The organism is Promicromonospora sp. NPDC023805, assembly GCF_040639635.1.
GTDB lineage: Bacteria > Actinomycetota > Actinomycetes > Actinomycetales > Cellulomonadaceae > Promicromonospora.
This window is the reverse complement of the sequence record NZ_JBFAAH010000015.1, coordinates 34,302-58,627: the sequence shown is the minus strand read 5'-3', so window position 1 is coordinate 58,627 and position 24,326 is coordinate 34,302. Positions and strand designations below refer to the sequence as shown.

At 69.9% G+C, this 24,326-nt stretch carries 26 protein-coding genes and 2 tRNA genes; 15 read left to right on the top strand and 13 right to left on the bottom strand.

Translation table 11 applies throughout. The annotated features are described in order from the left end of the window. The first annotated feature begins 52 nt into the window (after positions 1-52). From AB0F70_RS15925 to AB0F70_RS15880, 10 genes are all read left to right on the top strand, one after another. Positions 53-565, top strand: coding sequence for a hypothetical protein (locus tag AB0F70_RS15925; protein WP_357449743.1), 513 nt, complete (start codon positions 53-55; stop codon positions 563-565). Next, the gene (locus tag AB0F70_RS15920) at positions 562-1,788 is read left to right on the top strand and encodes a hypothetical protein (RefSeq protein ID WP_357449740.1); all 1,227 of its coding nucleotides are present in this window, start codon (positions 562-564) and stop codon (positions 1,786-1,788) included. The genes AB0F70_RS15925 and AB0F70_RS15920 overlap by 4 nt, the downstream gene beginning before the upstream one ends. After that, positions 1,785-2,210 (top strand): hypothetical protein, encoded by a 426-nt coding sequence (locus AB0F70_RS15915; RefSeq protein WP_357449737.1) that lies wholly within the window; start codon positions 1,785-1,787, stop codon positions 2,208-2,210. The genes AB0F70_RS15920 and AB0F70_RS15915 overlap by 4 nt, the downstream gene beginning before the upstream one ends. A gap of 13 nt (positions 2,211-2,223) precedes the next feature. After that, on the top strand, positions 2,224-4,980 hold the full coding sequence (locus AB0F70_RS15910) for a hypothetical protein (RefSeq protein ID WP_357449734.1): 2,757 nt from the start codon (positions 2,224-2,226) through the stop codon (positions 4,978-4,980). Positions 4,981-4,987: 7 nt separating this feature from the next. Next, the gene (locus AB0F70_RS15905) at positions 4,988-5,359 is read left to right on the top strand and encodes a hypothetical protein (protein ID WP_357449731.1); all 372 of its coding nucleotides are present in this window, start codon (positions 4,988-4,990) and stop codon (positions 5,357-5,359) included. Beyond that, entirely contained in the window at positions 5,359-5,685 is a 327-nt protein-coding gene (locus AB0F70_RS15900) for a hypothetical protein (protein WP_357449728.1), read from the top strand. The genes AB0F70_RS15905 and AB0F70_RS15900 overlap by 1 nt, the downstream gene beginning before the upstream one ends. Before the next feature lie 2 nt (positions 5,686-5,687). Next, positions 5,688-6,521: a hypothetical protein gene (locus AB0F70_RS15895; protein WP_357449726.1), complete on the top strand. Its 834-nt coding sequence runs from the start codon at positions 5,688-5,690 to the stop codon at positions 6,519-6,521. Positions 6,522-6,523: 2 nt separating this feature from the next. Next, a complete protein-coding gene (locus AB0F70_RS15890; RefSeq protein ID WP_357449723.1) occupies positions 6,524-6,883 on the top strand; it encodes a hypothetical protein in 360 nt (119 codons plus the stop codon). Continuing rightward, positions 6,876-7,937 (top strand): hypothetical protein, encoded by a 1,062-nt coding sequence (locus AB0F70_RS15885; RefSeq protein WP_357449721.1) that lies wholly within the window; start codon positions 6,876-6,878, stop codon positions 7,935-7,937. Before AB0F70_RS15890 ends, AB0F70_RS15885 begins: the two co-directional genes overlap by 8 nt. Positions 7,938-8,079: 142 nt before the next feature. Further along, positions 8,080-8,376, top strand: coding sequence for a hypothetical protein (locus AB0F70_RS15880; protein WP_357449718.1), 297 nt, complete (start codon positions 8,080-8,082; stop codon positions 8,374-8,376). On the opposite strand, the gene AB0F70_RS15875 is transcribed toward AB0F70_RS15880, so the two are convergent. The 5 genes from AB0F70_RS15875 to AB0F70_RS15855 all read right to left on the bottom strand — a co-directional run bounded on the left by AB0F70_RS15875 (position 8,373) and on the right by AB0F70_RS15855 (position 11,126). Beyond that, entirely contained in the window at positions 8,373-9,194 is an 822-nt protein-coding gene (locus AB0F70_RS15875) for an HAD family hydrolase (protein ID WP_357449715.1), read from the bottom strand. The two genes, AB0F70_RS15880 and AB0F70_RS15875, sit on opposite strands and share 4 nt — an antisense overlap. A 45-nt stretch (positions 9,195-9,239) precedes the next feature. After that, positions 9,240-10,133 carry a helix-turn-helix transcriptional regulator gene (locus AB0F70_RS15870; RefSeq protein ID WP_357449712.1) on the bottom strand — a complete coding sequence of 298 codons (894 nt, stop codon included), beginning with the start codon at positions 10,131-10,133 and terminating at the stop codon, positions 9,240-9,242. Continuing rightward, complete coding sequence (locus AB0F70_RS15865) at positions 10,105-10,599, bottom strand: DUF6879 family protein (RefSeq protein ID WP_357449709.1); 495 nt, start codon at positions 10,597-10,599, stop codon at positions 10,105-10,107. Before AB0F70_RS15865 ends, AB0F70_RS15870 begins: the two co-directional genes overlap by 29 nt. Before the next feature lie 38 nt (positions 10,600-10,637). Continuing rightward, on the bottom strand, positions 10,638-10,868 hold the full coding sequence (locus tag AB0F70_RS15860; RefSeq protein ID WP_357449706.1) for a hypothetical protein: 231 nt from the start codon (positions 10,866-10,868) through the stop codon (positions 10,638-10,640). A gap of 184 nt (positions 10,869-11,052) precedes the next feature. After that, positions 11,053-11,126: transfer RNA gene (locus tag AB0F70_RS15855), tRNA-Ile, on the bottom strand. 1,014 nt (positions 11,127-12,140) lie between these two features. Between AB0F70_RS15855 and AB0F70_RS15850 the strand changes: the two genes are divergently transcribed. Next, entirely contained in the window at positions 12,141-12,302 is a 162-nt protein-coding gene (locus AB0F70_RS15850) for a hypothetical protein (protein WP_357449703.1), read from the top strand. A 190-nt stretch (positions 12,303-12,492) separates the two neighbouring features. Here the strand turns inward: AB0F70_RS15850 and AB0F70_RS15845 are convergent, their stop codons facing one another. The 7 genes from AB0F70_RS15845 to AB0F70_RS15815 form a co-directional block, all read right to left on the bottom strand. After that, a complete protein-coding gene (locus tag AB0F70_RS15845; RefSeq protein WP_357449700.1) occupies positions 12,493-12,990 on the bottom strand; it encodes a DUF3145 domain-containing protein in 498 nt (165 codons plus the stop codon). 278 nt (positions 12,991-13,268) lie between these two features. Continuing rightward, the gene (gene def / locus AB0F70_RS15840; protein ID WP_357449697.1) at positions 13,269-13,754 is read right to left on the bottom strand and encodes a peptide deformylase; all 486 of its coding nucleotides are present in this window, start codon (positions 13,752-13,754) and stop codon (positions 13,269-13,271) included. A gap of 158 nt (positions 13,755-13,912) precedes the next feature. Next, positions 13,913-15,157: a beta-ketoacyl-ACP synthase II gene (gene fabF, locus AB0F70_RS15835; RefSeq protein WP_357449694.1), complete on the bottom strand. Its 1,245-nt coding sequence runs from the start codon at positions 15,155-15,157 to the stop codon at positions 13,913-13,915. A 130-nt stretch (positions 15,158-15,287) separates the two neighbouring features. Beyond that, the gene (locus tag AB0F70_RS15830; protein ID WP_116676165.1) at positions 15,288-15,536 is read right to left on the bottom strand and encodes an acyl carrier protein; all 249 of its coding nucleotides are present in this window, start codon (positions 15,534-15,536) and stop codon (positions 15,288-15,290) included. 126 nt (positions 15,537-15,662) lie between these two features. Then, positions 15,663-16,664: a beta-ketoacyl-ACP synthase III gene (locus tag AB0F70_RS15825; RefSeq protein WP_357449690.1), complete on the bottom strand. Its 1,002-nt coding sequence runs from the start codon at positions 16,662-16,664 to the stop codon at positions 15,663-15,665. Continuing rightward, positions 16,661-17,665, bottom strand: a complete 1,005-nt coding sequence (locus AB0F70_RS15820; protein ID WP_357449687.1) for an ACP S-malonyltransferase — start codon at positions 17,663-17,665, stop codon at positions 16,661-16,663. Before AB0F70_RS15820 ends, AB0F70_RS15825 begins: the two co-directional genes overlap by 4 nt. A gap of 119 nt (positions 17,666-17,784) precedes the next feature. After that, complete coding sequence (locus AB0F70_RS15815) at positions 17,785-18,918, bottom strand: helix-turn-helix domain-containing protein (RefSeq protein WP_357450076.1); 1,134 nt, start codon at positions 18,916-18,918, stop codon at positions 17,785-17,787. Between the two features lie 279 nt (positions 18,919-19,197). Here AB0F70_RS15815 and AB0F70_RS15810 point away from each other — a divergent pair, with 279 nt between their 5' ends. After that, positions 19,198-19,887: a hypothetical protein gene (locus AB0F70_RS15810; RefSeq protein WP_357449684.1), complete on the top strand. Its 690-nt coding sequence runs from the start codon at positions 19,198-19,200 to the stop codon at positions 19,885-19,887. A gap of 124 nt (positions 19,888-20,011) precedes the next feature. On the opposite strand, the gene aceE is transcribed toward AB0F70_RS15810, so the two are convergent. Further along, entirely contained in the window at positions 20,012-22,762 is a 2,751-nt protein-coding gene (aceE, locus tag AB0F70_RS15805) for a pyruvate dehydrogenase (acetyl-transferring), homodimeric type (RefSeq protein ID WP_357449681.1), read from the bottom strand. Positions 22,763-23,200: 438 nt separating this feature from the next. On the opposite strand from aceE, the gene AB0F70_RS15800 reads away from it, so the two are divergent. The 3 genes from AB0F70_RS15800 to AB0F70_RS15790 all read left to right on the top strand — a co-directional run bounded on the left by AB0F70_RS15800 (position 23,201) and on the right by AB0F70_RS15790 (position 24,259). Then, on the top strand, positions 23,201-23,608 hold the full coding sequence (locus AB0F70_RS15800; RefSeq protein WP_357449678.1) for a DUF3052 domain-containing protein: 408 nt from the start codon (positions 23,201-23,203) through the stop codon (positions 23,606-23,608). A gap of 21 nt (positions 23,609-23,629) precedes the next feature. Then, positions 23,630-24,121: a peroxiredoxin gene (locus tag AB0F70_RS15795; protein WP_357449675.1), complete on the top strand. Its 492-nt coding sequence runs from the start codon at positions 23,630-23,632 to the stop codon at positions 24,119-24,121. A 64-nt stretch (positions 24,122-24,185) separates the two neighbouring features. Further along, positions 24,186-24,259: transfer RNA gene (locus tag AB0F70_RS15790), tRNA-Val, on the top strand. Positions 24,260-24,326 lie beyond the last annotated feature (67 nt).

Here is a 24,326-nt window from a genome sequence, read left to right as displayed (position 1 = left end):
CAAGGCGGACCAGCGCGAGACCCGCAGGGCGAGGGCGAGGGGGCGATGAGCCGTGGTCGGTGATGTGCGGATCGAGGGCGTCGCGGAGTTCAACCGGCTCGCGAAGGCGATGAAGGGCACGGACGTCGGCAAGGAGATCCGCAAGGGGCTCCTCGGCGCTCTGCGGGACGCGGCGCAGCCCGTCGCGGACGACATGCGTACGCGCCTCGCGGCGGCTCTGCCGTCGCGGGGCGGGGCGTCCAAGGCGTTCACGAAGAAGAAAAAGACCTTGGCCGTGCGCAACCGGTTGAGCGACTCGTCGAAGCAGACCGCCGGCGTGCGGATCGTCTCGACGGACGAGCACGACTACGACTCGCTCGAGCGCCGCGGCGTGCTGCGGCACCCGAAGTGGCCGGGCGACAGGCCGGCCCGGTCGTGGCGGTGGGCCGAGCAGAAGGTGCCCACGCAGGGCGTGCTCGAGGACGCCCTGCAGGCGGGCGAGTCCGACCTCCTGGCCGCCGTCGAGGACGCCACCACGGCCGCAGCTGCGGCCATCGAACGAGCGATCGAGGGGGGTATGCAGTGACGGCCTCAGTGCAGTTCGACATCATCGGCAACGACAAGGCCTCGAGCGCGTTCGACTCGTCGGCCGCGTCGGCCGACCGTGCCAGCTCGAAGTTCTCCGCCGCGGCGGACGAGTCCGCGAGCAAGCTGGACCGCGTCGCCGGCGCCGCGGACAACACGGCCTCGGCGACCGCGCAGGCGGCCGGCGGTATCGGTGACCTCGCGGGCGGTCTGGCGGCTACGGGCCTGATCTCCGAGGGCACCGCCGCGGCGATGGAGACCGGCGCCATGGCGATCATGGGTCTGACCGGTGCGGCCGACATCGCGAACCTGGTGACCGAGAAGTTCAAGCTGAACCTGATCGGGCAGAAGGTCGCGATGTTCGCGTCGAACGTGGCCACCAAGGCGGCCGCAGCGGGGCAGTGGTTGTGGAACGCGGCGATGTCCGCCAACCCCATCGGCATCGTGGTCCTGGCGATCGCCGCGCTGGTCGCCGGCGCCGTCTGGTTCTTCACCCAGACCGAGGTCGGGCGCGCGATCGTGGCCAAGGCGTGGTCCGGGATCCAGGCCGCGATCGGCGCAGTGACGACCTGGTGGCAGACCAAGGCGTGGCCCACGATCCAGGTGACCTGGCTTCTGATCCAGGCCGCGTTCTCGAACGCGCGAGCCCACATCGGTGACGTGATGGGCAAGGTCCTAGGCGTGATCAAGTCGGTGTGGAACTACTCGCCGCTCGGCCTGGTGGTCAACAACTGGGGCTCGATCATGGACTGGCTCAAGGCCGCCCCGGGCAAGATCGCCGGGTTCTTCACGTCCCTGCCGGGCCGGATCGCCGGGTCGCTGTCGAACCTGTTCGCGCCCCTGGGCAGCGGCTTCCGCTCGACGGTCAACGGCATCATCGCGGGCTGGAACAACCTCAGCTTCACGGTCGGTGGCGGGAGCTTTGCGGGCATCGATATCCCGAGCGCGACGATCTCGACACCGAACATCCCGTACCTGGCACGCGGCGGCGACATCCTGCGCGGCGGCGCGGCCGTGGTCGGTGACGCCGGCCCCGAGCTCCTGCAGCTGCCGACCGGCGCACGAGTCACCCCGCTGTCAGGCGGACGCTCGCAGCCGGCCGAGCAGGTCGTGCGCCTCGAGTTCGACGGCGGCGACAGCGAGGTCGGCCGCTTCCTGGTCGGGTTCCTGAAGAAGCACGTGCGGGTGCAGGGCGGCGGCAACGTGCAGCGGGCGTTCGGATGACCGTCGGCACGCGGGACCTGGTCCTGCGGATCTCCAGCGTCGACCACAGCGGAGCCTGCTCGAGCGCCGCGGTCCTCTCGGTGCGCTCGGACAGCCCGTTCGTGTCGTTCGAGGAGGCGCAGTCGGGCGGGAAGCGCGACTACCACCTCGCCCTGTCGATGTACCAGGACATGAGCGCGGCCTCGCTGTGGTCGGTGGTGTGGACGCAGCGCGGCGTGGACGTGCCGTTCGAGCTGTGGCCCTACGGCCGGCCCGCTCTCGGCGTCCCGACGGTGTCACAGCCGCGCCTGACCGGCACGGCGACGGTGGCCGAGCCCGACGGTGACTTCCTGGGCGGTGAGGCCGACCCGGACCCCGAGGCCCGCATGACGTGCGAGGTCGAGTGGAAGTGCCTGGCCAAGCCCGTTCGGCAGACCGCGTGAGGGGGACGAGCTGATGGTGCAGGAGAAGAGCCCGTTCGCCGCGGGGTTCCTGTCGGCGGACCTGTTCTACGGCGGTGCGTGGCAGCCGCTGGGCGCCGACCTGGACCAGGAGGGCGTGTCCGTGGCGCACGGCGCCAGCTCGGAGGGCTCGGCCGCGGACGTGTCGACCCTGGCGTTCAAGGTGACCAACTCCGCCGGCAAGTACTCGCCGCGCAACCCCGCCTCGCCGCTGTACGGGCTGGTGGGCAGGAACACCCCGGCACGCGCGAGCGTGGCCCTCGGCGCGCCGTGGCTGGACCTGACGGCGCCCGGGTCACGTGCGACGACGCCGGACGTGACGAACCTGGACATCGTCGGCGACATCGACATCCGGTGGTGGGGCGCGCGCGACTCGTGGAACGCGGCGGCCGACCTGATCTCGAAGTGGTCGACCACGGGCAACCAGCGCAGCTGGTTGCTGCGCGCGGAGGCGGACGGCACGCTGTGCCTGTTCTGGTCGGCCAACGGCACGATCGTGCTCGAGGCCCGGTCCGTCGTGCCTGTCCCGGACTGGGCCGGGCGCATCGCGCTGCGGGTCATCATGGACGTGAACGACGGCGCCGCCGGCCGTGTGATCGCGTTCCAGTACGCCGACGCGCTGTCGCTCGCCGTGGCGCCTGACACGGCGTCGTGGACCCCGCTCGGCGACCCGATCGTGCAGGCGGGCACGACGTCGATCTTCAACTCGACGGCGGCCATGACGCTCGGCCGCGAGCCGACCAGCGCGGCGTCGAACACACCACAGCGCGTCTACGGGTGGTCGGTCCGCAACGGCATCGGCGGCGCGCAGGTGGCGCGTTCCGAGGCGCTCGCGTCGGCCCTCCCGCTCGGCACCGGGTTCACGGTCACGGGCGAGACGTTCACGGTCACCGGCGGCAGCGTCACCAACCGGCACACGCTCGCCGTGTGCGAGGTCGCCGAGTGGCCGATGAGCTGGGAGACGAAGGGCGCCGAGTCGGTCCTGACGTCCGTCGGCGCCGCCGGCGTGCGCCGCCGCCTCGGTCAGGGCGCGGAAGCGGTCGAGAGCGTGCTGTACCGCGCGATCTCGGCAGTGTCGGACAGCAGCGTCAAGGCGTACTGGCCGATGGAGGACGGCACCGAGAGCACCGCGTTCGGCCCGGCGATCGGGTCGCAGCCGGCGCTGCGTGGCTCGGCCGTCTCCCCGGCGGCGTATGACGCGTTCCGCGGCTCGGCGCCGCTGCCGACGCTCGGCACGGGCAGCATCCGCGGCGTGGTCGACCAGCACCCGAACACTGGCGAGCTGCAGGTGCGGTGGGTGCAGTGGACGCCGTCCGCCGGCGTGGCCGGCGACTACGCGCTGATGCGCGTGGAGTTCACCGGCGGCACGATCAGCGCGATCGATCTGCGGATCAACTCGTCCGGGCAGGTCGGCGTGTTCGGGTACAACCAGGACAACGTCGAGATCCTCGGATCGACCTACGTCGCGGGCAGCGTGGAGTCGAGCTCGCGGCGGTTCAGCCTGGAGATCAACCAGGCCGGCGCGCAGGTGTTCTGGCGCAGGTCCTCGCTGCAGGCGGGCGAGACCATCGGCGACACGTATGGGCAGCTCTTCACCGGCGTGAACGCCCTGGGGCGGGTCAAGCAGGTGCGGTTCAACCCGGGCCTGCGCGACTTCGCCGACTTCGCCGTCGGGCACCTCACGGTCGGCAACCAGATCACGGAACTGTTCGACGGCGTCGAGGCAGACATCCTGGTCGGGCACATCGGCGAGGAGGCAGGCACGCGCCTGTCGCGCCTGGTCTCGGAGCACACCGACTCACCGATCACGGTCCGTGGCCGTGGCACGGCCGCCCTCGGCGAGCAGCAGGAGGAGACGCTCCTCGACCTGCTCGCGGAGTCCGCCGCGGCCGACGGCGGGATGCTCCACGACGACGCGCAGAACCTGGGCCTGCGGTACCGGTCGCTGCGTTCCATGGGCTCACAGCCGGCCGTCACGATCCCGTACACCGACAACCTGGTGCTGCCGTTCCAGCCCACGGACGACGACGCCCTGACCCGTAACCGGGTCACCGTCGCTCGGCCCAACGGCAGCAGCTTCACCGCGGAGATCACCGAGGGCCCGATGTCCACGGCGTCGACCACCGCGACGCCGCCCGGCGTCGGTGTGTACGACGAGTCCCTGACGCTGAACCTGCACACGGACGATCTCGTGGAGCGCACCGCGTGGTGGCGGGCGCACGTCGGCACGTGGGACGAGGGTCGCTACCCGGTGCTCGGCGTCGACCTGGCGCACCCGCTCCTCCTCGCGGACCCGGTCCTGACACGGGACCTGCTCTCGCTCACGCCTGGCGGACGGCTGGTGATTACCGACCCGCCGCCGTGGCTGCCGCCGACCGACGTCGACGTGCTGGTGATGGGCATCCGGATCGAGGTCACCCCGATGCACGTCCGGCTGCAGTGGGCGTGCGTCCCGGCCCGGCCCTACCGGGTCGCGTACTGGAACGCGGGGCACCGCTACAGCGGCGCAGGCACCGTCACCGCGGGCGCCCTGTCCACGTCTGCCACCGCGATCCCGGTCACCGTCCCGTATGGCGTGACGTGGACACACGCGGACGGCGATTACGACATCACGATCGGCGGCGAGGTCATGACCGTGACGGCCGTCGTCGGCAACACCCTCACGGTCACACGGGCCGTGAACAGCGTCGTGAAGGCGCACAGCGCCGGCGCCGCTGTCGCGCTGGACAAACCCTCGTTCTACTCACGATAGGAGCCCCATGACGCTCGCTGCAGGAGGCCTGGTCAACGTCGCCGACATCGGCGTCGACTCCGGGTGGATCCCGATCACGCTCATGGCCGGCTTCACCGGCACGCTCGAGGGACGCCGCGAAGGCGACGACATCACGATCCGCGGCGTCGTCACCCCGAACACGAACTGGGGCGCCGCGCAGACCGACAACCAGATCGTGGACGCGCTGCCGCCCGAGCTGCGCACACCCGGCCCGCTCGCCGAGCTCAAGGCCGGCACGGCGTCGACGACGGCGGCAATCTTCCGGGTCGCGTTCAACGCCGCCGCCATCAACGTGCGCTGCGGCGCGGCGACCCACACCGGCGGCGTGTACGTCTCGTTCGCCTACAAGGCGACCTGATGGACCCCGTGACGATCGCCTCCGCCGCGATCCCCGACCTCGCCGCCATCAACTCCTGGCCGGCGCTCGCTGCCTACGCGATCGGTGCGCTCGCGCTCGGTTACGGGCAGTGGCGCCAGAGTCGCGCCACGAAGGACGTGAAGCACCAGGTGACCAACAACGGCGGCGGTTCCATGAAGGACCAGACCGACCGCATCGAGGCCAAGCTCGACGCGCACATCGCCAGCGAGCCGACCCGCCGCTGGCGCGCACGTCGCGAGGCCGCTGGCTTCGCGCTCGTGGCCACGCTCGTGTCGGTGGCCGTGACCCTGACCCGGAGGCACTGACCATGAGCTACTTCCTCGCGCCCGCGCTCGAGCAGCTGCGCGCCCAGATCAACGCGGCGCACCCGGACCGCGACAAGGCGTCGGACGGATGGATCGGCGACACGTCGCACCAGGCCCGCCCGAGCGATCACAACCCGGCGCCGCCTGACGGCATCGTTCGCGCGTACGACCTCGACGAGGACCTGGTCATCGGGATGACCGTGGTCGGCGAGGCGCAGCCGCTCGCCGACGCGCTCGTGCGCGACCCGCGTACCCGCTACGTGATCTACGAGGGGCGCATCTGCTACGGCGCCCACGTGACGGGCGTGGTGCACGGCTGGCAGCCCTACACGGGCCCGAACGCGCACCGGCACCACATCCACATCAGCGTCCGCAGCACGGGCGGTCACGACCGTGACGCCCGTCCCTGGGCGCTGCCCGGCACCATCACCACACCGACCCCGGAGGACGACATGCCCACTGCCCAGGAGATCGCTGCCGAGCTCGTCAAGACCCTGCCCGCCGCAGTTTGGGGCCACCGGTTCCAGGCCACTGAGGCCGACGGCCAGAAGATCCCGAGCGAGACCGCCGGGGAGCGCGTGGGCGCACTCCGGAAGCACACCGTGCAGGCCAACAGGCGCGCGGGTGACTCGCTGATCCTGACCCGCGCGATCGCCAAGGATGCCGGCGCCGCCGTCGACGTCGCCGCGTTCTCGACCGCCGTCGTCGCGCGTCTGCGTACCGACCTGACCGCGGCCATCGCAGCCGCCATCGCGGCGCAGCCCGACCGGGACGCCGCCCACATCGCCGAGGCCGTCGTCGACGAGCTCGCCGGCCGCATTGCCGAGGAGGGCTGACCATGTCTGACCGTCTGACCGCGTGGGTCCGCACCGTGACCCCGAAGATCTGGGCCGCGGTCGTGACCGCGCTGCTCGCGTGGTTCGCCGTGCACGCCCCGTGGGTGCTCGAGCTCCTCGAGCTCCTCGGCGTCGACCTGACGTCATCGGCGTCCGTCGGGTTCGTGGTGCTGCTCGTCGACCTGGTCGTGCTGGCCGTGTGGCAGTGGCTGTGGACGCGCCTGCAGCCGCACCTGCCCGACGTCGTCGTCCGCCTGGTCCTGGGCGCCGCGGCCCGCCCGATGTACACCCGCGCGGGCGAGGTCGCCGTCGTCGCACCACAGGGCTCGACCATCACGGTCGACGGCTACACCCGTGGCTGACCCGATCGACGAGGCGTGGGTGCGCGATCGCCTGGTGACCTACGGGCACAGCTTCCCCCACGGCACCGGGCTGCCCGACCCCGCCGGCTACTACCCGCAGATCGTCGCGGCCCGGTTCGGCATGACGTACCCGACCGACGGCGACGTCGACCTGAACCGTGCCGTCGGCGGCTCCCACGCGGAGGCCGCCGCGGACGTCATGCTGACCGGCCAGCCGTGGACCTCGAGCAAGCAGCTCGGCGGCGACACGGTGCTGCTGATCCAGGCGCTGATCAACACCGCCCGGCGGCACGGCGTCGACGCGGTCACTCGGCAGGGCGCCGAGCACGCGCTGCGCACCATGTGTGCGCTCGGCTCCTCGCTCGAGGTGATCCCCGACAGTGCGGACCTGTTCGACTACTCGGCCGCCTGGTCGACGGTGACGTCCGGCGACTTCCACGGTGGGAGCTACCGGACCACGACGACGGCGAACCACTACGTCGTGTTCACCGTGCCGGCGGACGGGTGCCACTTCCTGACCGCTGCCCGTAAGGCCGGCGTCTCGCCGGTCGTGCTCGAGTTCATGCGGCTCGACACTGGCGAGGTCATCCGGACCTGGACCAACGTCGACCAGGCGCAGGCCGGCATCTCCCGGAACTACGCCGCCGCGGCGATCCCGCTCCGCGTGCCGGCAGGTACCCGCGTGAGGGTGCGACTGATCTCGGGTTACCACCTGGTGTGCGACGGGCTGGTCGTGCCCGCCGCGCGGCCGGCGCCGATCGTGCTCATGAAGGAGCCGTACCTCGCGGACTACACGACGTCGACGGCGTTCCCGAACGGGTCCGACGAGGCGCTCGACTACTTCAACGAGCTCGTCGACGTCATGGCCGCGGAGTTCCCGAACGTGCTGGCCGCCGACCCGAACACAGCCGGCTACTGGGACAAGCTCACGCACATCCTGCCCGACGGCGTCCACCCCAACGCCGACGGGCACCAGGCGCTCGCCGACACTCTCGTCGACGCCGTGCGCGCCCAGCTGCTGGTCAAGTCCTACGCGGCAGGACTGACCGTCTGACGGTGTGTCAGTGGCTCGGTCTACCCTGACCCCGACCACTCCCAGTAGGTCGAAGAAGCGCCCCGTCTCCCTCGCGGAGACGGGGCGCTTTGCCATGCCCAGACACGCGCAGCAGTTCGAACGCGTGTTGCATACTGCCGGTATGGCTGGCTTCGCCTTCGACAACCCGCCGCCGCCCGGCCCGTTCGATGAGGATCCCCATCTGCAACGGATCCTCAACGCGAAGGAGGGCCCTGGACCGTGGCCGAACGCTGTCCTGCACCGCCTGCACCCACCGGTCCCGGTGACGGTCCGCGTCGTGTGGGAGCGGGACGACGTCGAGCACCTCGACACGATCGCCACCGACTGGGGAGGCCTGCACGTGCTCGTCACGATCACTGATCGCCGACGGCGGTTCGGCTTCTTGTGGTTGCACTGCGACGACGTCGGCCGGCGCTAGCTGAGCAGTGACAGCAGGGCGCTCGCGGCGCCGTCGTCGTCGATGGTGCCGGTGGCGCGGTCCGCCTCGCTCTGGACGTGCTTCGGTGCGTGTCCCATCACGATCGACTGGCGCGCCCAGTGGAACGCTTCGATGTCGTTCTCCCCGTCGCCGATGGCCACCGTGTCCCAGGGCTCTACGCCGAGCTCGACCCGGATCGCCTCCAGCGCCGTCGCCTTCGAGATCCCGGGCGCCGTCACGTCGACCCAGTCGGCCTCGGTGGCGATCGCCGTCAGGCCGAGCGCACGCAGCTGCGGCACGATGCGGTAGGCGGCGGGGTCAAGCATCGCGAGCCGCGGTGTGGGGTGCGCCCAGAATGCCTCGAGCTGGCGGACGGGGTGCTGTTGGCCGTTGAGTCGACTGTCGGGGAAGGGGATGTTCACCAGGTACCCGTCCCCGACGACCTCGGCGGCGATGCGGACGCCAGGCGTCACCCGGAGGGCAGCGTGGATCGCAGCCTCGGCGTCGACCGGGTGCTCCGTGATGACCTTGAAGTGGCCGTCGACGAGGCGCGCCGTGGTCCCGCCGTTCGACGCGACGATCCAGGCGTCGTCCAGGCCGAGCTGGACTGCGACGGGCAGGGCGCCGACCAGGGATCGGCCCGTCGCGAGCACGATGTGGTGGCCAGCGGCGCGGACCTCGGCAGCCGCGGTGCGCACTGCCCGACTCGCTGGGTGGCCTGTGCGGAGCAGGGTGCCGTCGATGTCGCAGGCGATGAGCGCCGGCGCCGTGAAGTGCATGGGCCGCGCGGTCTGCTGCGGCGTCGCTGCGGGGGTCATGCGCTGGAGATTATTGCCGCGGATCGCAGCAGGCGAGAAGATTGCTCAAGATTGCTCGGACTCGTCGCCCTCGGTGTCAAGGCGGTTCGCGATCGCTTCGACGGTCCTGGTCAGGAGCGTGCGTGCCTTGCGGTCGTAGTCGGCGTCAAGCGCGAGTGATTCGAAGACCTTCGTGTAGAGCTCGACCTCGCCGGGCTGCGCCAGGTTGAGGCCGGCCGAGAAGGTCTCGACCTGGACCAGGTCGGCGTCGTGGATCCAGAAACCGTGAGTCGGCGCGATCGTGTAGCGCGTCTCGAACGGGATGATTCCGAGCCGGACGCTGGGCAGCATGGACAGAGAGATCATCCGGTCGACCTGGCCCAGCATCACCTCGAGCGGGCACAGGGCGTAGTGCAGCACGGCCTCGGTCACAACCATGTGGAACCGCTTGCCTGGCCGGTACAGGATCTCCTGCCGGCGCATCCGCTCGGCGACCGCAGCGTCGACGTCCTGGCGGTGACCGAACTTGTGCGTGACCTCGGCGAACCGGTACCGGGCGTACTCCGGCGTCTGCAGCAACCCGGGGACGAACGTCGGCTCGAAGATCCGCAGCAGCTCGGTCGACTCCTCGCGCCGAGCTGTCTGCGTCTGGACGGTGGCCACGCCGGCGCGGAACTGCCGCTGCCACTCCGCGTGCCGGGTCTCCAGGGTGTGCAGCGCGACGAGCAGTCCATCGATCTCTTGCTCGGCGCCGGCGGCGCGGCACCACGCGCGGATGTCGTCGTCCGAGGGCGTCTGCTTGGAGTGCTCGATCTTGGAGACCTTGGACGGTTGCCAGGACAACGACGTGGCGAGCTGCAGGCCGGTTAGGCCTGCAGCTCGCCGTAGCTCACGCAGACGTCCCGCGAGGGCGTCGCGGGCGTCGTTGAGATCAGAGCTTGTCGATGTGCTTCGCGGCAAAGTCGTCTCTCGTGATCGCGCGGTGCCAGGCGGCGTCGCGCTGGTAGTTCAACTCGACCACTGTGGCCGGGTCGTCGATGAGCTCGACGCCGAGGAACTCGTCCTCGTCATCGAAGTGCATCTTGCCGACGGTCCGCGAGTCGAACAGCCAGTAGTCGAACTCGGGCAGCCCGGCGGCGTCCTGTCGTGCAACGTACCGGATGTCCTCGCCCGCCTCGTTGGCCAGCTCGGCGACGCCCAGGGAGAACCGGACGTAGTCGCTCAGCGGTACCGAGACGACCCGCACGCGCCGGAAGGTGCGCCCGTCGCCGGTCGTTGTCCGGATCGACCCGAGCCAGTTCTGGAACCAGCCCATGTCGGGTTCCTCGTCGGCGAGGAACTGCGCGAACGCAGCCGCCTCACTCGGCGCGGCGTAGCTGTCGCGGGTCTCCAGCCGGAACGCCGAGTGCTCGAACTCCTTGAGCATCCGCGCGAACTCAGGCCCAGGTGGGATCAGCTGTGCGGTCAGAGCGTTCCCTCCTGGTACCGGCGGGCCCACATCTTGATGACGTCCTCCGGAATCTCGATGATGGCCTCGTGGTCGGGGACCTCGCCGACGTCGGCGAGCACCTGGGGGTCGGTGACCTTCCACCCCTGGGCGATGTACGTCGCCCGGTCGGTGCGGTCGGTTGCGAAGAGAGTCGGGCTGTTGCCCTCGTTCGACTCAGGGTCCTTGCCGAGGAACCGTGCGCGCATCTTCCTACCTCATCCTTGCTCGGAATCAGGGAAACATTGCCCGGCCATGGTCGGCGGAAGCGCCCGGCGGCGTCAAGGATCCGGTGTGAAGAATGGCGCACTGCTCCGGGCGCCTGCGCCATTTCTGCGCCATTCCCTGCGGGGTTGACCCTAAAGAAAGAGTCAACCCCGCAGGTCATAACCGTGCCCCGTACAGGACTTGAACCTGTGACCGAGAGATTATGAGTCTCCTGCTCTGACCAACTGAGCTAACGGGGCCGGCGCCCTCGGCGGGCGCACGCTGAGAATACCTGCTCCAGCGTGTGCAGCGGGCACGAGGATCGGCCTGTCGTTCGGAGCGCGACTTGCGTAAGGTGCTTCCGGTTCGGACGCGCTGCGGCCCGAGTCCCCGACGGCACTCTGTGATCGGCTTACCGCGCGGTCGTCTCGCGCTCGCACTCCGAGGCGCCACCTTCGCATATCGACCGACTGCTGCGTTCGGTCCAGTATTTGCGCAGCGTCGACCGAGCTGTGACTCCTCACGATCACATCCTCGTCGGGGGTCCAGCGGCGCTTTGAGACACCGAATCGATAGGTGGGCGCGGTCCAGGCGGCGATCTCGGACGCTGCGATTGCTTTGCGGGGGAGGGCGAGGGCGTTGTCGTAGTCGCACCATGCGGCCAGCGCTTGTGCCGCAGTGCTGGTCACCATGATGTTGTAGACGCTGTCCCGCGTGTTGCGGCGGGCGGTGCGTCGGACCAGGCATACCTCTGCGATCACATCACAGAAATACTTTGCGAGCCGTTCGCTCGCGGTGACCATGCTGACGAACGGATACCCCTTTGCCGTGAAGCCGATGGATCCGTCACCGTCGATGAGTCCGCGGACGTAATCAGAGGCGACGTAGGGGGCGTCGGGGGTCCTACCGTCGCGGACTTGCGGCCAGGCGTCACACCCACGGCTGCGAAGAATCGTCGAGCGTCCTGTGCGTGCAGATTGAGGATCGCCGAGGTGTAGCCGCCAGCGGCGAAGTTGATCTGCCTGGTGCGTCTGAGAAGACTTGTTCTCCAGGGCAGTGCGGCAGCGATGCTCGTGAGGTGCGCCTCGTCTCGCACTGCCAGCTCGATCGTGATCCGCCCCTTCGTTTCAGGGTCTCCGAGTGGGAACCGTCAGTCTGGAGGAACCCAGTCATGTAAGAAATGTGTGGTGTCAACAGCAATCCAGTATCCATGATGGGAACGCTAGTACGGCTATCCGACAGTCGCCGGTACCAGAGTCGAGACCCACGCGGGTATGCGCCGCGGTTACGCCGCGGGGCGCAGGAGCGGCCCGGACCGGCGGGCCTCACCGCAGGCCAGCCCGCTGTACGCCGTCGCGGGTCAGGGCGTCGCCGCATTCCGCAGCATGGGGGACGCGCTGCTGCACGAGTCCCCGGCGGTCGACGGAAACGCCTGATGGCGCGCACGCCTGCGCTGTGGGCCGGGCGTCTCCCGCGACCGAGCGCTTACTGACGGCATGGCTCGACGACGGTGCCCACTGGGTGACCGTCTCCGCTGCTGCCACTCACACGCTGACCACAGCAGTTGCTACCAGGCCGAGGCCCTTCGTGGCAGCAACCGCTGTGGTCAATCTGTCTGGGGTCGGGTCAGCCGACCTGGTGGAGCCAGCGGACCGGGGCGCCCAGGCCCGCGTAGCGGAACGGCTCCAGCTCGTCGTCCCACGCCGCGCCCAGGGCGAGGTCGAGGGCGTCCCGCATGGCGCGCGGGTCGGCGAGCTCCAGGGCCGCACGGACGCGGTCCTCCTGGACCACCACGTTGCCGTGTACATCCGTCATGGCGTGGAAGATGCCGAGGTCGGGGGTGTGCGACCAGCGGGCGCCGTCGGCCCCGTTGCTCGCGTCCTCGGTGACCTCATACCTGAGGTGGGACCAACCGCGCAGGGCGGACGCGAGCTTGGCGCCCGTACCCTGCAGGCCCTGCCACGAGTATTCGGCACGGTACAGACCGCGTCCCGCGGGCTGCGCGGTCCAGTCCATGGATACGCGCACGCCAAGTACGTTCCCCGCTGCCCACTCGATGTGGGGGCACAGGGCACGAGGCGCTGAGTGCACAAAAAGCACACCCCGCGTGATGACACCGGCCATGTCTTCCTCCCTGGGTCGAGGTACGTCTTCCCCTACGTCCTCACCAGGGCGGTGACGCTGTGGTCGGCTGCACAGCGGTGCTTCGGACCACATACTGCCCGATCCGCCGACGAGATGCGAGGCGAAACGGCGCGCAGGCGTCGAAATAATCACCACGTACGACGAGTTCGTGCGGCACATTCTTGCCTAAAAAGGCGCGCCACCACTAGTGCCCCTTAGGACTTTCCTGAAATTGATCCCACAGGGCGTGGCATGTACCAAACAGCGTGGTCAGACCCTCACAGGCGCGCGCGAAGCTCCCGCATCGCCGCGCGGCGGGTCTCCTTCTGGAGGCGGTCGAGATAGACCATGCCGTCCAGGTGGTCGCACTCGTGCTGGAGGCAGCGGGCCATGATCCCGGTGCCTTCCACGGTGATCGGCTCGCCGTCCAGGTTGATGCCCTCGACCTTGGCGTAGTTGGCCCGCAGAGTGGGGTACCAGAGGCCCGGGACGGACAGGCAGCCCTCGCCGCCGTCCTGCTGCTCCTCGCCCAGCTCGACGATGCGCGGGTTCAGCACGTAGCCGATCTCGCCCTCGATGTTCCACGAGAAAGCTCGCAGCGAGACGCCTATCTGGTTGGCGGCCAGTCCGGCACGCCCCTCGTCGTCCACCGTGTCGACCAGGTCCGCGACCAAGCTGCGGACGCGGTCGTCGATGGTTGTCACGGTGTCGCACGGGGTACGCAGTACTGGGTCGGGAACCACACGGATCTCACGCATTGCCATGTGGACATTCTCCCATGTCAGACGAAGGGGGCGCGGGCAGGACGGACTCGCGTGGCGTGGGGTTGGTCTCGACAGGTTCGACCATCGGCACACGTGTCAGGCGCTCAGGTCACCGGGGTGACCTGAGCGCCTGACACGTGCCGGACCCGCAGCCGGGGTCAGTGGTTCTGGACCACCAGGGCGACGTTGTGCCCGCCGAAGCCGAAGGAGTTGTTGATGGCGGCGATGTCGCCACCGGGCAGCTTCGCCGGCTCGTCGCGCACGAGCGGCACCTGCAGCTCCGGGTCGGGGTTGTCCACGTTGATCGTCGGCGGGGCGAGGCGCTCCGAGATCGCCTTGACCGCGAACAGCGACTCGATGGCGCCCGCGCCGCCGAGCAGGTGGCCCGTCATGGACTTCGTCGCCGAGAGCAGCACGTGGTCGGCCTCGGAACCCAGCAGCGTCCGGATGGAGGACGTCTCGGTGAGGTCGCCCACCTTGGTGGAGGTGGCGTGCGCGTTGACGTGCACGATGTCGGCGGCGGTCACCCCGGCGTCCTGCATCGCGAAGCGCATGGCCGCGACCTGGCCCTTGCCCTCGGGGTCGGGGGAGGTGATGTGGTACGCGTCGGACGACAGGCCCACGCCACTGATCTTGGCGTACACGCGGGCGCCGCGGGCGGCGGCGTGCTCGGCGCTCTCCAGCACCAGGACCGCCGCACCCTCACCGAGCACAAAACCGTCGCGGTCGACGTCGTACGGGCGCGAGGCCCGCTGCGGGTCGTCGTTGCGGAGGGAGAGTGTCCGCGAGGCCGCGAACGCGCCCAGCGGCATCGGGTGGATGGCCGCCTCGGTGCCGCCGGCCACGACGACGTCGGCGCGGCCGGAGCGGATCATCTCGACGGCGTAGCCCACGGCCTCGGCGCCCGAGGCGCACGCGGACACGAGCGCGTGGGTACCGGCGCGGGCTCCGAGCTCGAGCGACACGTAGGCCGAGGGGGAGTTCGGCATGAGCATGGGGACGGTCATGGGCAGCATGCGCCGGGCGCCGCGCTCACGGAGCGTGTCCCAGCCGTCCAGGATGGTCTGGATGCCGCCGATGCCGGACGACACCACTGCGCCGAGCCGGTCGCCGTCGATCTCGGGGCTGCCCGCGTCGGCCCAGGCCTCACGCGTCGCGACTATCGCGTACTGCGCGGACGGGTCCATACGCTTGGTCTCGGGGCGGGAGAGCACCTCTGCCGGGTCCACCTTGATGGTGGCGGCGAAGGTCACGGGGATCCCGTACTTCTCTGCCCAGTCGTTCTCCAGGGTGCGCGCCCCTGATACACCGGCGAGAGCGGCCTCCCACGTGGATGCCACGTCCCCGCCGAGGGGTGTGGTGGCGCCGAGGCCGGTGACGACGACTTCGCGTGCGGAGGACATGATGATGCTCCCGAGGGTGGTGGGACGAAGGGGGCAGGTGCGAAAAGGTGCTACCTCGTGGGCAGCGAGTGCCCGACGGCGGCACGGGCCCGGTGAAACAGGGGCCGCGCTACCGCCGTCGGGGGGCGGCTCAGGCCTGAGCGCCCTTGATGAAGCTCACTGCGTCGCCGACGGTCGAGAGGTTCTTGACCTCTTCGTCCGGGATGCGAACCTCGAACTTGTCCTCGGCGTGCGTGACGATGGTCATCATCGACAGGGAGTCGATGTCGAGGTCGTCCTGGAAGGACTTCTCGAGCAGGACGTCGGCCTTGTCGAGGCCCGTCTCCTCGGCAACGATCTCGGCGAGGCCCTCGAGGATCTCCTGGTCCGTGTTGGCCATGGGACTTCCTATCTTTCGTAACGGTCACCGGCGCCGTCGGGCACCGGAGTCTTGCTGGTCAGATCTTGGCGCATCTCGCGACTGGATTGCACGGCGGGTCATTTCCTTACGGCCCGCCGCAGCCGGCTACGGCAGCACCACGACCTGCGCGGCGTAGACAAGGCCCGCGCCGAACCCGATCTGGAGGGCGAGGTCGCCCGACTTGGCCTGCCCCTCTGCGAGGAGGCGCTCTGCGGCCAACGGGATCGACGCCGCCGACGTGTTGCCGGTCTCGGCGATGTCGCGCGCTATGACCACGGTATCCGGCAGGCCCAGCTGCTTCTTCATCTGGTCGATGATCCGCATGTTGGCCTGGTGCGGGATGAAGACCTGGATGTCCTCGGCGGTCACGCCTGCCTCGGCCATCGCCTTCTCCGCGACGGGCGCCATCTGGAAGCTCGCCCACTTGAACACGGTAGGCCCGTCCTGGCGCAGCGTGGGCCAGCCGAGCGAGGGGTCCTCGCGCAGCTCGGTCCAGGAGTGCGTCTGACGGATCGCGGTGGCCTTGGCGCCGTCCGATCCCCATACGGTCGGGCCGATGCCCGGGGTGTCCGACGGGCCGACGATCGCGGCGCCCGCGCCGTCGCCCAGCAGGAACGAGATGGAGCGGTCGGTCGGGTCGATGATCTCGCTGAGCTTCTCGGCGCCGATCACCAGCACGTGCCGGGCCAGGCCCGAGCGGACCAGGGCGTCCGCCTGGCCGATGCCGTACGCGTAGCCGGCGCACGCGGCCGACACGTCGTAGGCGGCGGCCGGCGTCGCGCCGATGCGCTCGGCGAGGATCGCGGCGCCCGACGGCGTCATGTGCATGTGCGTGATCGTCGACAGGATGATCGCGTCGATGTCGGCGCCGGTCAGGCCCGCGGCCTCCAGCGCCTTGTTCGCGGCGGCCTCCGACAGGTCGAGCACGTCCCGGTCCGCGCCGGCCCGGCGGCGCGTGACGATGCCGGTGCGCTGGCGGATCCACTCGTCGGAGGAGTCGATGGGACCGGCGATGTCGTCGTTGGTCACGACGAGCTCGCCGCGCTCCCCGCCGATCGCCAGGATCCGCGAGAACTGCGTGGGCTGGGCCTGCTGCAGGATGGTCACTGGTCTGCTCCGGTCGCGCTCGTGCCGCTGGAAAAAGGGGGGACACTGCTGTGCGCTGACCCATGGGCGGTGATAAGCGCGCGCGCCGCATCGAGGTCGGCGGGCGACTTCACCGCGACGGTCTCCACGCCCTTGAGGCCGCGCTTGGCGAGGCCCGTCAGGACGCCGCCAGGAGCGAGCTCGAGCAGACCGGTCACGCCGCGCTCCGCCAGGCCAGTCATGATCAGGTCCCACCGGACCGGCGCCGTGACCTGGCCCGCGATGTTGCGCAGCACGTCAGCGCCTGTGCCGTGGCCGTTGGCGCCGCCCGTGTAGGCGGTGCCGTCGAGGTCGGCGAGGAACGGCAGGGTCGGGTCTGTGGCGTCCCAGCCGAGGGCCACCGGCTCGAACTCGGCGCGCGCCGCGTCCATGAACGGGGTGTGGAAGGCGCCGGCGACCTGCAGCGGGATCACCCGGGCACGGGTCGGCGGGTTCTCGGCCAGCTTGGCGAGGTTCTCCAGGGCGCCGGCCGCGACGGTCTGGCCCGCGCCGTTGACGTTGGCGGGCCACAGGCCCGCGGCCTCGATCGCTGCGAGCACCTCATCGGGGTCGCCGCCCACGACGGCGCTCATGCCCGACGGCGCAGCCGCTGCCGCCGTGGCCATCGCCCGGGCGCGGCGTGCGACCAGGCCGGCCGCTCCGTCGTCCGACAGGGCGCCTGCCACCGCTGCCGCAGACAGCTCGCCGACGGAGTGACCGGCGGTGATGTCGACAACGTCGGCGGCGGCGCGGCCGTCCAGCAGGGCGCGCAGCGCGAGCAGCGACGTGGTGACGATCAGGGGCTGGGCCACCGCGGTGTCGCGGATCGTGTCGGCGTCCGACGTCGTTCCGTGCGCCACCAGGTCCAGGTTCGAGGCCTCGGATGCTGCGGCGAGGCGTTGTTCGGTTCCGGGCAGCTCGAGCCAGTCGCTGAGCATCCCGGGGGTCTGAGAGCCCTGTCCAGGGCAGACGACGGCGAGCACGCGTCCACTCTGCCAACCCGGAGAGCTCGCGGGACGTCGCGACCCGTACCAACCTGGTAGAGGCCCCTTGTGGAGAACCTACAAGGTACCGACCCCGGCGAAGAGTTAGGACAGAACGGTCAGCCGCGGCCGAGCTGGCCCAGTGCCAGGGCCACCTGCAGCACGAACGACTCGCGGGCGTCGAGCGGGTCCCACCCTGTGATCTCCGACACCTTGCGGAGCCGGTAGCGCACCGTATTGGGGTGAACGTACAGATGACGCGCCGCGGCCTCCAGCGACCGGCCGGTGCCCAGGTAGGCCGACAGGGTCTCCAGCACGGCGCCGCCGGCGTCCTGCAGCGGGGTGAAAGCCTGGGCGATCAGCGTGGCGCGGGCGGTGTAGTCGCCGGTCAGCACGCGCTCGGGCAGGAGGTCGTCGGCCATGACCGGGCGGGGCGCCTGCGGCCAGGCCGGGGCGGCGGTCAGGCCCGCGAGCGCGGACCGGGCCGACCGGGCGGCGTCGGTCAGGCTGGGCACCTGGGTGCCGATCACCACCGGACCCATGCCGAAGCGGCTCAGGAGCGATGTGGCGGCTGCGACGAGGTCGCCCTCGCCGCCGAGCACGAGGACCAGCCGGTCGCCGTGGATCCCGACGAGGGCGTCGCCAGCGGCGCGCCGGGCGACGCGGCGGATCTCGGCGGTGCGGATCTCGTCGAGCTGCTCGGTGGCGAGGCCGACGACGACGAGCGCGTTGCCGCGGCCGCTCCAGCCGAGGGCCGAGATGCGCGAGCGGAGGGAGTCGTCGCCGTCGCCGCGCACGAGCGCGTCGACCACGAGGGCCTCGAGGCGGGCATCCCAGGCGCCGCGCCACTCGGCGGCACGGGCGTAGACCTCGGCCGCGGAGAACGCGACCTCGCGGGAGTAGCGCAGGACCGCCTCGCGCAGGTCGCGCTCGCCGCCGGGCGCGGCGATCCGGTCGGAGTGCGTCTCGACGACGTCGACCACCACGCGCACGAGCTGGAGCGTGTGCTGGAGCGAGATGGAGCGGGTCAGCTCGGTGGGGGCCGCGGCGAAGATCTCGCTGACGCCGTGCGGCGGCCGGTCCGGATCGGTGAACCAGGAGGTGAACGCGTTGATGCCGGCCTGGGCGACGAGGCCGACGTACGAGCGGTCCTCCGCGGGGAGGTCGCGGTACCAGTTGAGGTCCTCGTCCAGTCGCCGCATCGCGGCGGCGGTGAGGAGGCCGCTGGCCTCGCGGACCCGCTGGAGGTTCATCGGGAACCCGGCGGGGTCGGTCGCGGCCGCCCCGGGGGCGGGCTCCGTCACGGGCGTCGAGGTCACTGGCGCCGGGGCGTCCTGGCCGGGGTCCTGGCTGCCGCCGGGGTCGGCTGCCGGCCCGGCCTCCCGGTCGGTCTTCTGAGCGCTGGTTCGCGCGCCCCGTCGAGTTGGTGGCACCCCGGCAGCATACGAGTCCGAGTTGTGGGGAGTCCACAAACGGACTTTCAAGGCAGGGTGATCCCAGTGCGGAGGGGAGGAAAACTGTAGGGTCGAGGTATGGCCCTGATGCATCGGCTCCGCCGCCTCATCCGTCGGCCCCTGTCTGCGTCCACGGTCGGTGCTCGCCGCCCGTCGCCGTCGGCGCCCCGACGAGGGGACGCGGGACACGAGGACGCGCTGCGCGCCCAGCTGACCGACGATCCGAACAACGAAGAGGCTTTCGGCGCCCTGGCAGAGATAGTGCGCCGCCGCGCCGCCGAGGACCCGACGCTGGAGGACCCGTTGCGGGACTCCGACGAGATCCCCGAGTCCAAGCAGCGCGAGGCGGACCTCGCGGTCTGGGCGCTGGCCGAGGAGCTGGCCGGGCACCCGCGCGGCTGGTACCCGCTGATCGAGCTGGGCCGGCTGTCGCTCGCCGACGACCCGGAGGGCGCCGTCCGGCGGTTCACCACGGCTGCTGAACGCGATCCTGACGGTCGGGCGCTGGTGGAGGGCCTGGCGATCCTGCGGGACGCGGGCATGCCCGTGGAGGCCCTGGGGCTGGGCGTGGGGCACTGGCGCGTGCGGGAGCACTCGCCGGTGGCCGGCAAGCATCTGGTGCTCGCCGCGCTCGAGGCCGACCGGGTGCTCGAGGCACGGCAGCACCTGCGGGCACTGGAGATGCACCCGGACACGAAGGCGGTCAGGCCGCTGCGGGACGAGCTGGAGAAGGCGATCGCCGCAGCGGAACAGAACCCGCCGAGGTAGTCACCTGGCGATGTAGACATCTGGCGAGGTAGACGAGCAGCGAGGTAGTCATCCGGTTCGCGCTGGATGACTACCTCGCTGCTCGTCTACCTCGCCAGGTGACTACCCCGGCGTCGACCGAAGGTCAGCTGTCGCCGCCCGTGTTGCCGGACGTGCCGGCGGTGACGTCGAGCAGGCGGTACTTCTCGACGGCCTTCGCGACGACGTCGGTCGGCACCTCGCCACGGCGGGCGAGGACCTGCAGCGTCCGGACCACCATCGACGGACCGTCGATGAGGAAGAACCGCCGCGCGGCGGCACGGGTGTCGGAGAAACCGAACCCGTCGGCGCCGAGCACCGCGTAGTCGCCGGGGACCCACGCACGGATCTGGTCGGGTACCAGGTGGTCGTAGTCGCTGGTGGCGATGAACGGCCCCTGTGCGCCGGACAGCTTCTCCGTGACGTACGGCGTGCGCATCGGCGCTGCCGGGTCGATCAGGGAGTCATGCTCGGCGGCCAGGGCGTCGCGACGCAGCTCGTTCCAGCTGGTCACCGACCACACGTCGGCCGAGACGCCCCAGTCCTCCTTGAGGAGCTGCTGCGCCTCGAGCGCCCACGGCACACCTACGCCGGAGGAGAGGAGCTGGGCCTTGGGGCCTTCGGCGTCCGACACCGAGATGCGGTGGATACCGCGCTTGATGCCCTCGACGTCGACGTCCTCCGGCTCGACCGGCTGGACCATCGGCTCGTTGTACACCGTGAGGTAGTACATGACGTCCTGGTCCCGGCCGTCGGAGCCGTCGCCGTACATGCGCTCGATGCCGTCGCGCATGATGTGCCGGATCTCGTACCCGTAGGCCGGGTCGTACTGCACGATCGACGTGTTCGTACCGGCGATGAGCGGGCTGTGCCCGTCGGCGTGCTGCAGGCCCTCACCCGTGAGGGTGGTGCGGCCCGCGGTCGCGCCGATGATGAAGCCGCGCGTCATCTGGTCGCCGGCCGCCCAGAACTGGTCGCCCGTGCGCTGGAAGCCGAACATCGAGTAGAAGATGTAGACCGGGATCATCGGCTCGCCGTGCGTGGCGTACGACGTGCCCACCGACTGGAACGCGGCGGCGGAACCGGCCTCGTTGATGCCGGTGTGCATGATCTGGCCGGACTCGGACTCCTTGTAGCTCAGCATGAGCTCGCGGTCCACGGCGAGGTAGTTCTGGCCGAGCGTGTTGAAGATCTTGGCGCTCGGGAAGATCGAGTCGAGGCCGAAGGTGCGGGCCTCGTCCGGGATGATCGGCACTATGCGGTTGCCGAAGTCCTTGGCCTTGAAGAGGTCCTTGAGCAGCCGCACGAACGCCATGGTCGTGGCGATCTGCTGCGTGCCGGAACCCTTCTTCAGCAGCTCGTAGGTCTTGTCCTCGGGCAGCTTGAGGGTCGTCTTCGCGACGGTCCGGCGCTCCGGTACGAAGCCACCGAGCTGACGGCGGCGCTCCAGCATGTACTGGACCTCCGGCGCGTCGGCCCCCGGGTGGTAGTACGGCGGCAGGTACGGGTCCGCCTCGAGCTCGGCGTCCGAGATCGGGATGCGGAGCGAGTCGCGCAGCGTCTTGAGGTCGTCGCCCTTGAGCTTCTTCATCTGGTGCGTCGAGTTGCGGCCGGCGAAGCCGGAGCCCAGGCCGTAGCCCTTGACGGTGTGCGCGAGGATGATCGTCGGCTGACCGGTGTGCGCGCGCGCCGCGGAGTACGCCGCGTAGAGCTTGCGGTAGTCGTGCCCGCCGCGCTTCATGTTCCAGATGTCGTCGTCGGTCATGTTCGCGACGAGGGCCTTCGTGCGCGGGTCGCGCCCGAAGAAGTGCTCGCGGATGAACGCACCGGACTCCGCACGGTAGGTCTGGTAGTCACCGTCGGGCGTGACGTTCATCAGGTTGACCAGCGCGCGGTCCTTGTCGGCGTTGAGCAGGGTGTCCCACTCGCGGCCCCAGACGACCTTGATGACGTTCCAGCCGGCGCCCTTGAACTGGGCCTCCAGTTCCTGGATGATCTTGCCGTTGCCACGCACCGGGCCGTCGAGGCGCTGCAGGTTGCAGTTCACGACGAAGGTCAGGTTGTCCAGCTGCTGCTGGGCGGCGTGCTGGATCATACCGCGGCTCTCGGGCTCGTCCATCTCGCCGTCGCCGAGGAAGGCCCAGACGTCCTGCTGGCTGGTGTCCTTGATCCCGCGGTTGTGCAGGTACTTGTTGGTCCACGCCTGGTAGATCGCCGACGCCGGGCCGAGGCCCATGCTGACTGTCGGGAACTCCCAGAAGTCCGGCATGAGGCGCGGGTGCGGGTAGGACGGCAGGCCGCCGCCCGGGTGCGACTTCTCCTGGCGGAACCCGTCGAGCTGGTCCGCGGTCAGGCGGCCCTCGAGGTAGCCGCGGGCGTAGACGCCGGGGGACGCATGGCCCTGGAAGTAGATCTGGTCGCCGCCGCCCGGATGGTCCTTGCCGCGGAAGAAGTGGTTCAGGCCCACCTCGTACAGCGTCGCCACGGACGCGTACGAGGAGATGTGCCCACCGACGCCGAGGCCCTCGCGCTGGGCGCGGGTCACCATGACCGCCGCGTTCCAACGGATCCACGAGCGGTAGCGCCGCTCCATGGCCTCGTCGCCCGGGAAGTAGGGCTCTTCGTGTATCCCGATGGAGTTCACGTAGGGCGTCGCCATGGACGCGGGAATGCTCACATTCCGCTCGCGCGCCCGCCGGAGCAGGTTGAGCATGACGTACCGGGCGCGAGGTCCGCCCTTGTCGTCGATCAGCCCGTCGAAGGACTCGACCCATTCCTCGGTCTCGGCCGGGTCGATGTCAGGTACGGCGCTGAGCAGACCGTTGATCAGCGGTCCGGTCTCGTCAAACGAAGCCACCAGCAACCTCTCTCGGTGTCGCGCGGCGGGGTCGCGGTTCGCGCTCCTCGCCGCCTCGTCAGGACCCGTCGCGTCGGCGTAGCGTCGCCACAGCTGGGGTTGCGACTGTGCACGCCCACGCACAGGTGGTCCTAGCCATTCTGTCCCCTCACAGCGTGCGCTCACACCATAGGGCGGTCAAGAGTGCGTGATCTGCGTTACGTCTGTACCGGATCGCGTCGTTATTGATACGGGGTATCGCAATGATGAGACTGAGTGCATGACTTGTGCGTTGCCGAGGTCTCATCGATTCATCAAAAAGACACCACGCGACCTGGTTGCGAGGCATGGCCGGGGTGCGTGCACTACCTTTGGCGACGGAGGGCCCGCGTAGGGCCGGACAGAACACGCATACGACCCGGCTGCGAGTGCCGGACAGAGAGAGGGACGATCAACCAAGTGAGCACGGACACCCAGGGCGCCGGGCGCCTCGGTTTCGAGGCCGGCCAGGTGGTGCAGGAGTTCGGCTGGGGCGACGACGTCGACGACGCCCTCCGGGCCGACATCGAAAAGATCATCGGCAGCGAGCTGGAGGACGAGGACTTCGGCGACGTGACCGACGGCGTCATCCTCTGGTGGCGGGAGGGCGACGGAGACCTCACCGACGCACTCGTGGATGTGCTGACCGTGCTGGACGACGGCGGCATCATCTGGATCTTCACGCCCAAGCCCGGCCGGGACGGCGAGGTGGGCCACAGTGACATCCAGGAGGCCGCCACGACCGCCGGCCTGCAGACCACCAGCACCTTTGCCATCGCGGAGGACTGGTCGGCAACTCGGCTCGCCTACCGGGGCCGCGGCAAGTGATGGCCCCACAGGTCTGAAGCCGTGACCGAGTTCGCCGCCACGCCGACCGCTCCCGCGGAGTCGCTGAAGCCGGGTGATCCCGCACCCGACTTCACGCTCCCGGACACGCACGGCACCCCGACCACGCTGTCGGACCTGCGTGGCGCGCCGGTGCTCGTCGTCTTCGTCCCGTTCGCGTTCTCCGGGACGTGCACCAGCGAGCTGTGCGAGCTGCGCGACAACATCGAGGACTTCGAGACCGCCGGCGTGCGGCTGCTCGTGATCTCGACGGACGCCGTCTTCACGCTCAAGGCGTGGCAGGCGGCGGAGGGCTATCAGTTCGACCTGCTCTCCGACTTCTGGCCGCACGGCGAGGTGGCGCGGGACTACGGGGTGTTCGACGAGAGCTCGGGGATCGCGCTGCGGGGGACGTTCCTGATCGACGCCGACGGGATCGTCCGCTGGTGCGTGGTCAACCCGCGGGGTCAGGCACGCGACCTGGAGGACTACCGGCGAGCGGTAGTGGAGATCTGATCCGGCCAGTTCGTAAAATCTGACCTGGTTCGGGGCTGGGGCCAGGTATTGTGGTCCGCTGCCAGGGCTCATAGCTCAGTTGGTTAGAGCGCCACGTTTACACCGTGGATGTCGGGGGTTCGAGTCCCTCTGGGCCCACCTTGGGATGACGCGGGACATCGTTGATCGGTGTCTCGCGTCATCGTTCGTTTCAGGGTTGTGGCGG

Excerpts from the sequence above, each read along its gene's own strand:
- AB0F70_RS15915 (WP_357449737.1), top strand. The coding sequence starts at position 1,785 with ATGACCGTCGGCACGCGGGACCTGGTCCTGCGGATCTCCAGCGTCGAC.
- AB0F70_RS15910 (WP_357449734.1), top strand. The coding sequence starts at position 2,224 with ATGGTGCAGGAGAAGAGCCCGTTCGCCGCGGGGTTCCTGTCGGCGGAC.
- AB0F70_RS15905 (WP_357449731.1), top strand. The coding sequence starts at position 4,988 with ATGACGCTCGCTGCAGGAGGCCTGGTCAACGTCGCCGACATCGGCGTC.
- AB0F70_RS15900 (WP_357449728.1), top strand. The coding sequence starts at position 5,359 with ATGGACCCCGTGACGATCGCCTCCGCCGCGATCCCCGACCTCGCCGCC.
- AB0F70_RS15895 (WP_357449726.1), top strand. The coding sequence starts at position 5,688 with ATGAGCTACTTCCTCGCGCCCGCGCTCGAGCAGCTGCGCGCCCAGATC.
- AB0F70_RS15890 (WP_357449723.1), top strand. The coding sequence starts at position 6,524 with ATGTCTGACCGTCTGACCGCGTGGGTCCGCACCGTGACCCCGAAGATC.
- AB0F70_RS15880 (WP_357449718.1), top strand. The coding sequence starts at position 8,080 with ATGGCTGGCTTCGCCTTCGACAACCCGCCGCCGCCCGGCCCGTTCGAT.
- AB0F70_RS15875 (WP_357449715.1), bottom strand. The coding sequence starts at position 9,194 with ATGACCCCCGCAGCGACGCCGCAGCAGACCGCGCGGCCCATGCACTTC.
- AB0F70_RS15865 (WP_357449709.1), bottom strand. The coding sequence starts at position 10,599 with ATGCTCAAGGAGTTCGAGCACTCGGCGTTCCGGCTGGAGACCCGCGAC.
- AB0F70_RS15860 (WP_357449706.1), bottom strand. The coding sequence starts at position 10,868 with ATGCGCGCACGGTTCCTCGGCAAGGACCCTGAGTCGAACGAGGGCAAC.
- AB0F70_RS15850 (WP_357449703.1), top strand. The coding sequence starts at position 12,141 with ATGCGCCGCGGTTACGCCGCGGGGCGCAGGAGCGGCCCGGACCGGCGG.
- AB0F70_RS15845 (WP_357449700.1), bottom strand. The coding sequence starts at position 12,990 with ATGGCCGGTGTCATCACGCGGGGTGTGCTTTTTGTGCACTCAGCGCCT.
- def (WP_357449697.1), bottom strand. The coding sequence starts at position 13,754 with ATGGCAATGCGTGAGATCCGTGTGGTTCCCGACCCAGTACTGCGTACC.
- fabF (WP_357449694.1), bottom strand. The coding sequence starts at position 15,157 with ATGTCCTCCGCACGCGAAGTCGTCGTCACCGGCCTCGGCGCCACCACA.
- AB0F70_RS15830 (WP_116676165.1), bottom strand. The coding sequence starts at position 15,536 with ATGGCCAACACGGACCAGGAGATCCTCGAGGGCCTCGCCGAGATCGTT.
- AB0F70_RS15815 (WP_357450076.1), bottom strand. The coding sequence starts at position 18,918 with ATGAACCTCCAGCGGGTCCGCGAGGCCAGCGGCCTCCTCACCGCCGCC.
- AB0F70_RS15810 (WP_357449684.1), top strand. The coding sequence starts at position 19,198 with ATGGCCCTGATGCATCGGCTCCGCCGCCTCATCCGTCGGCCCCTGTCT.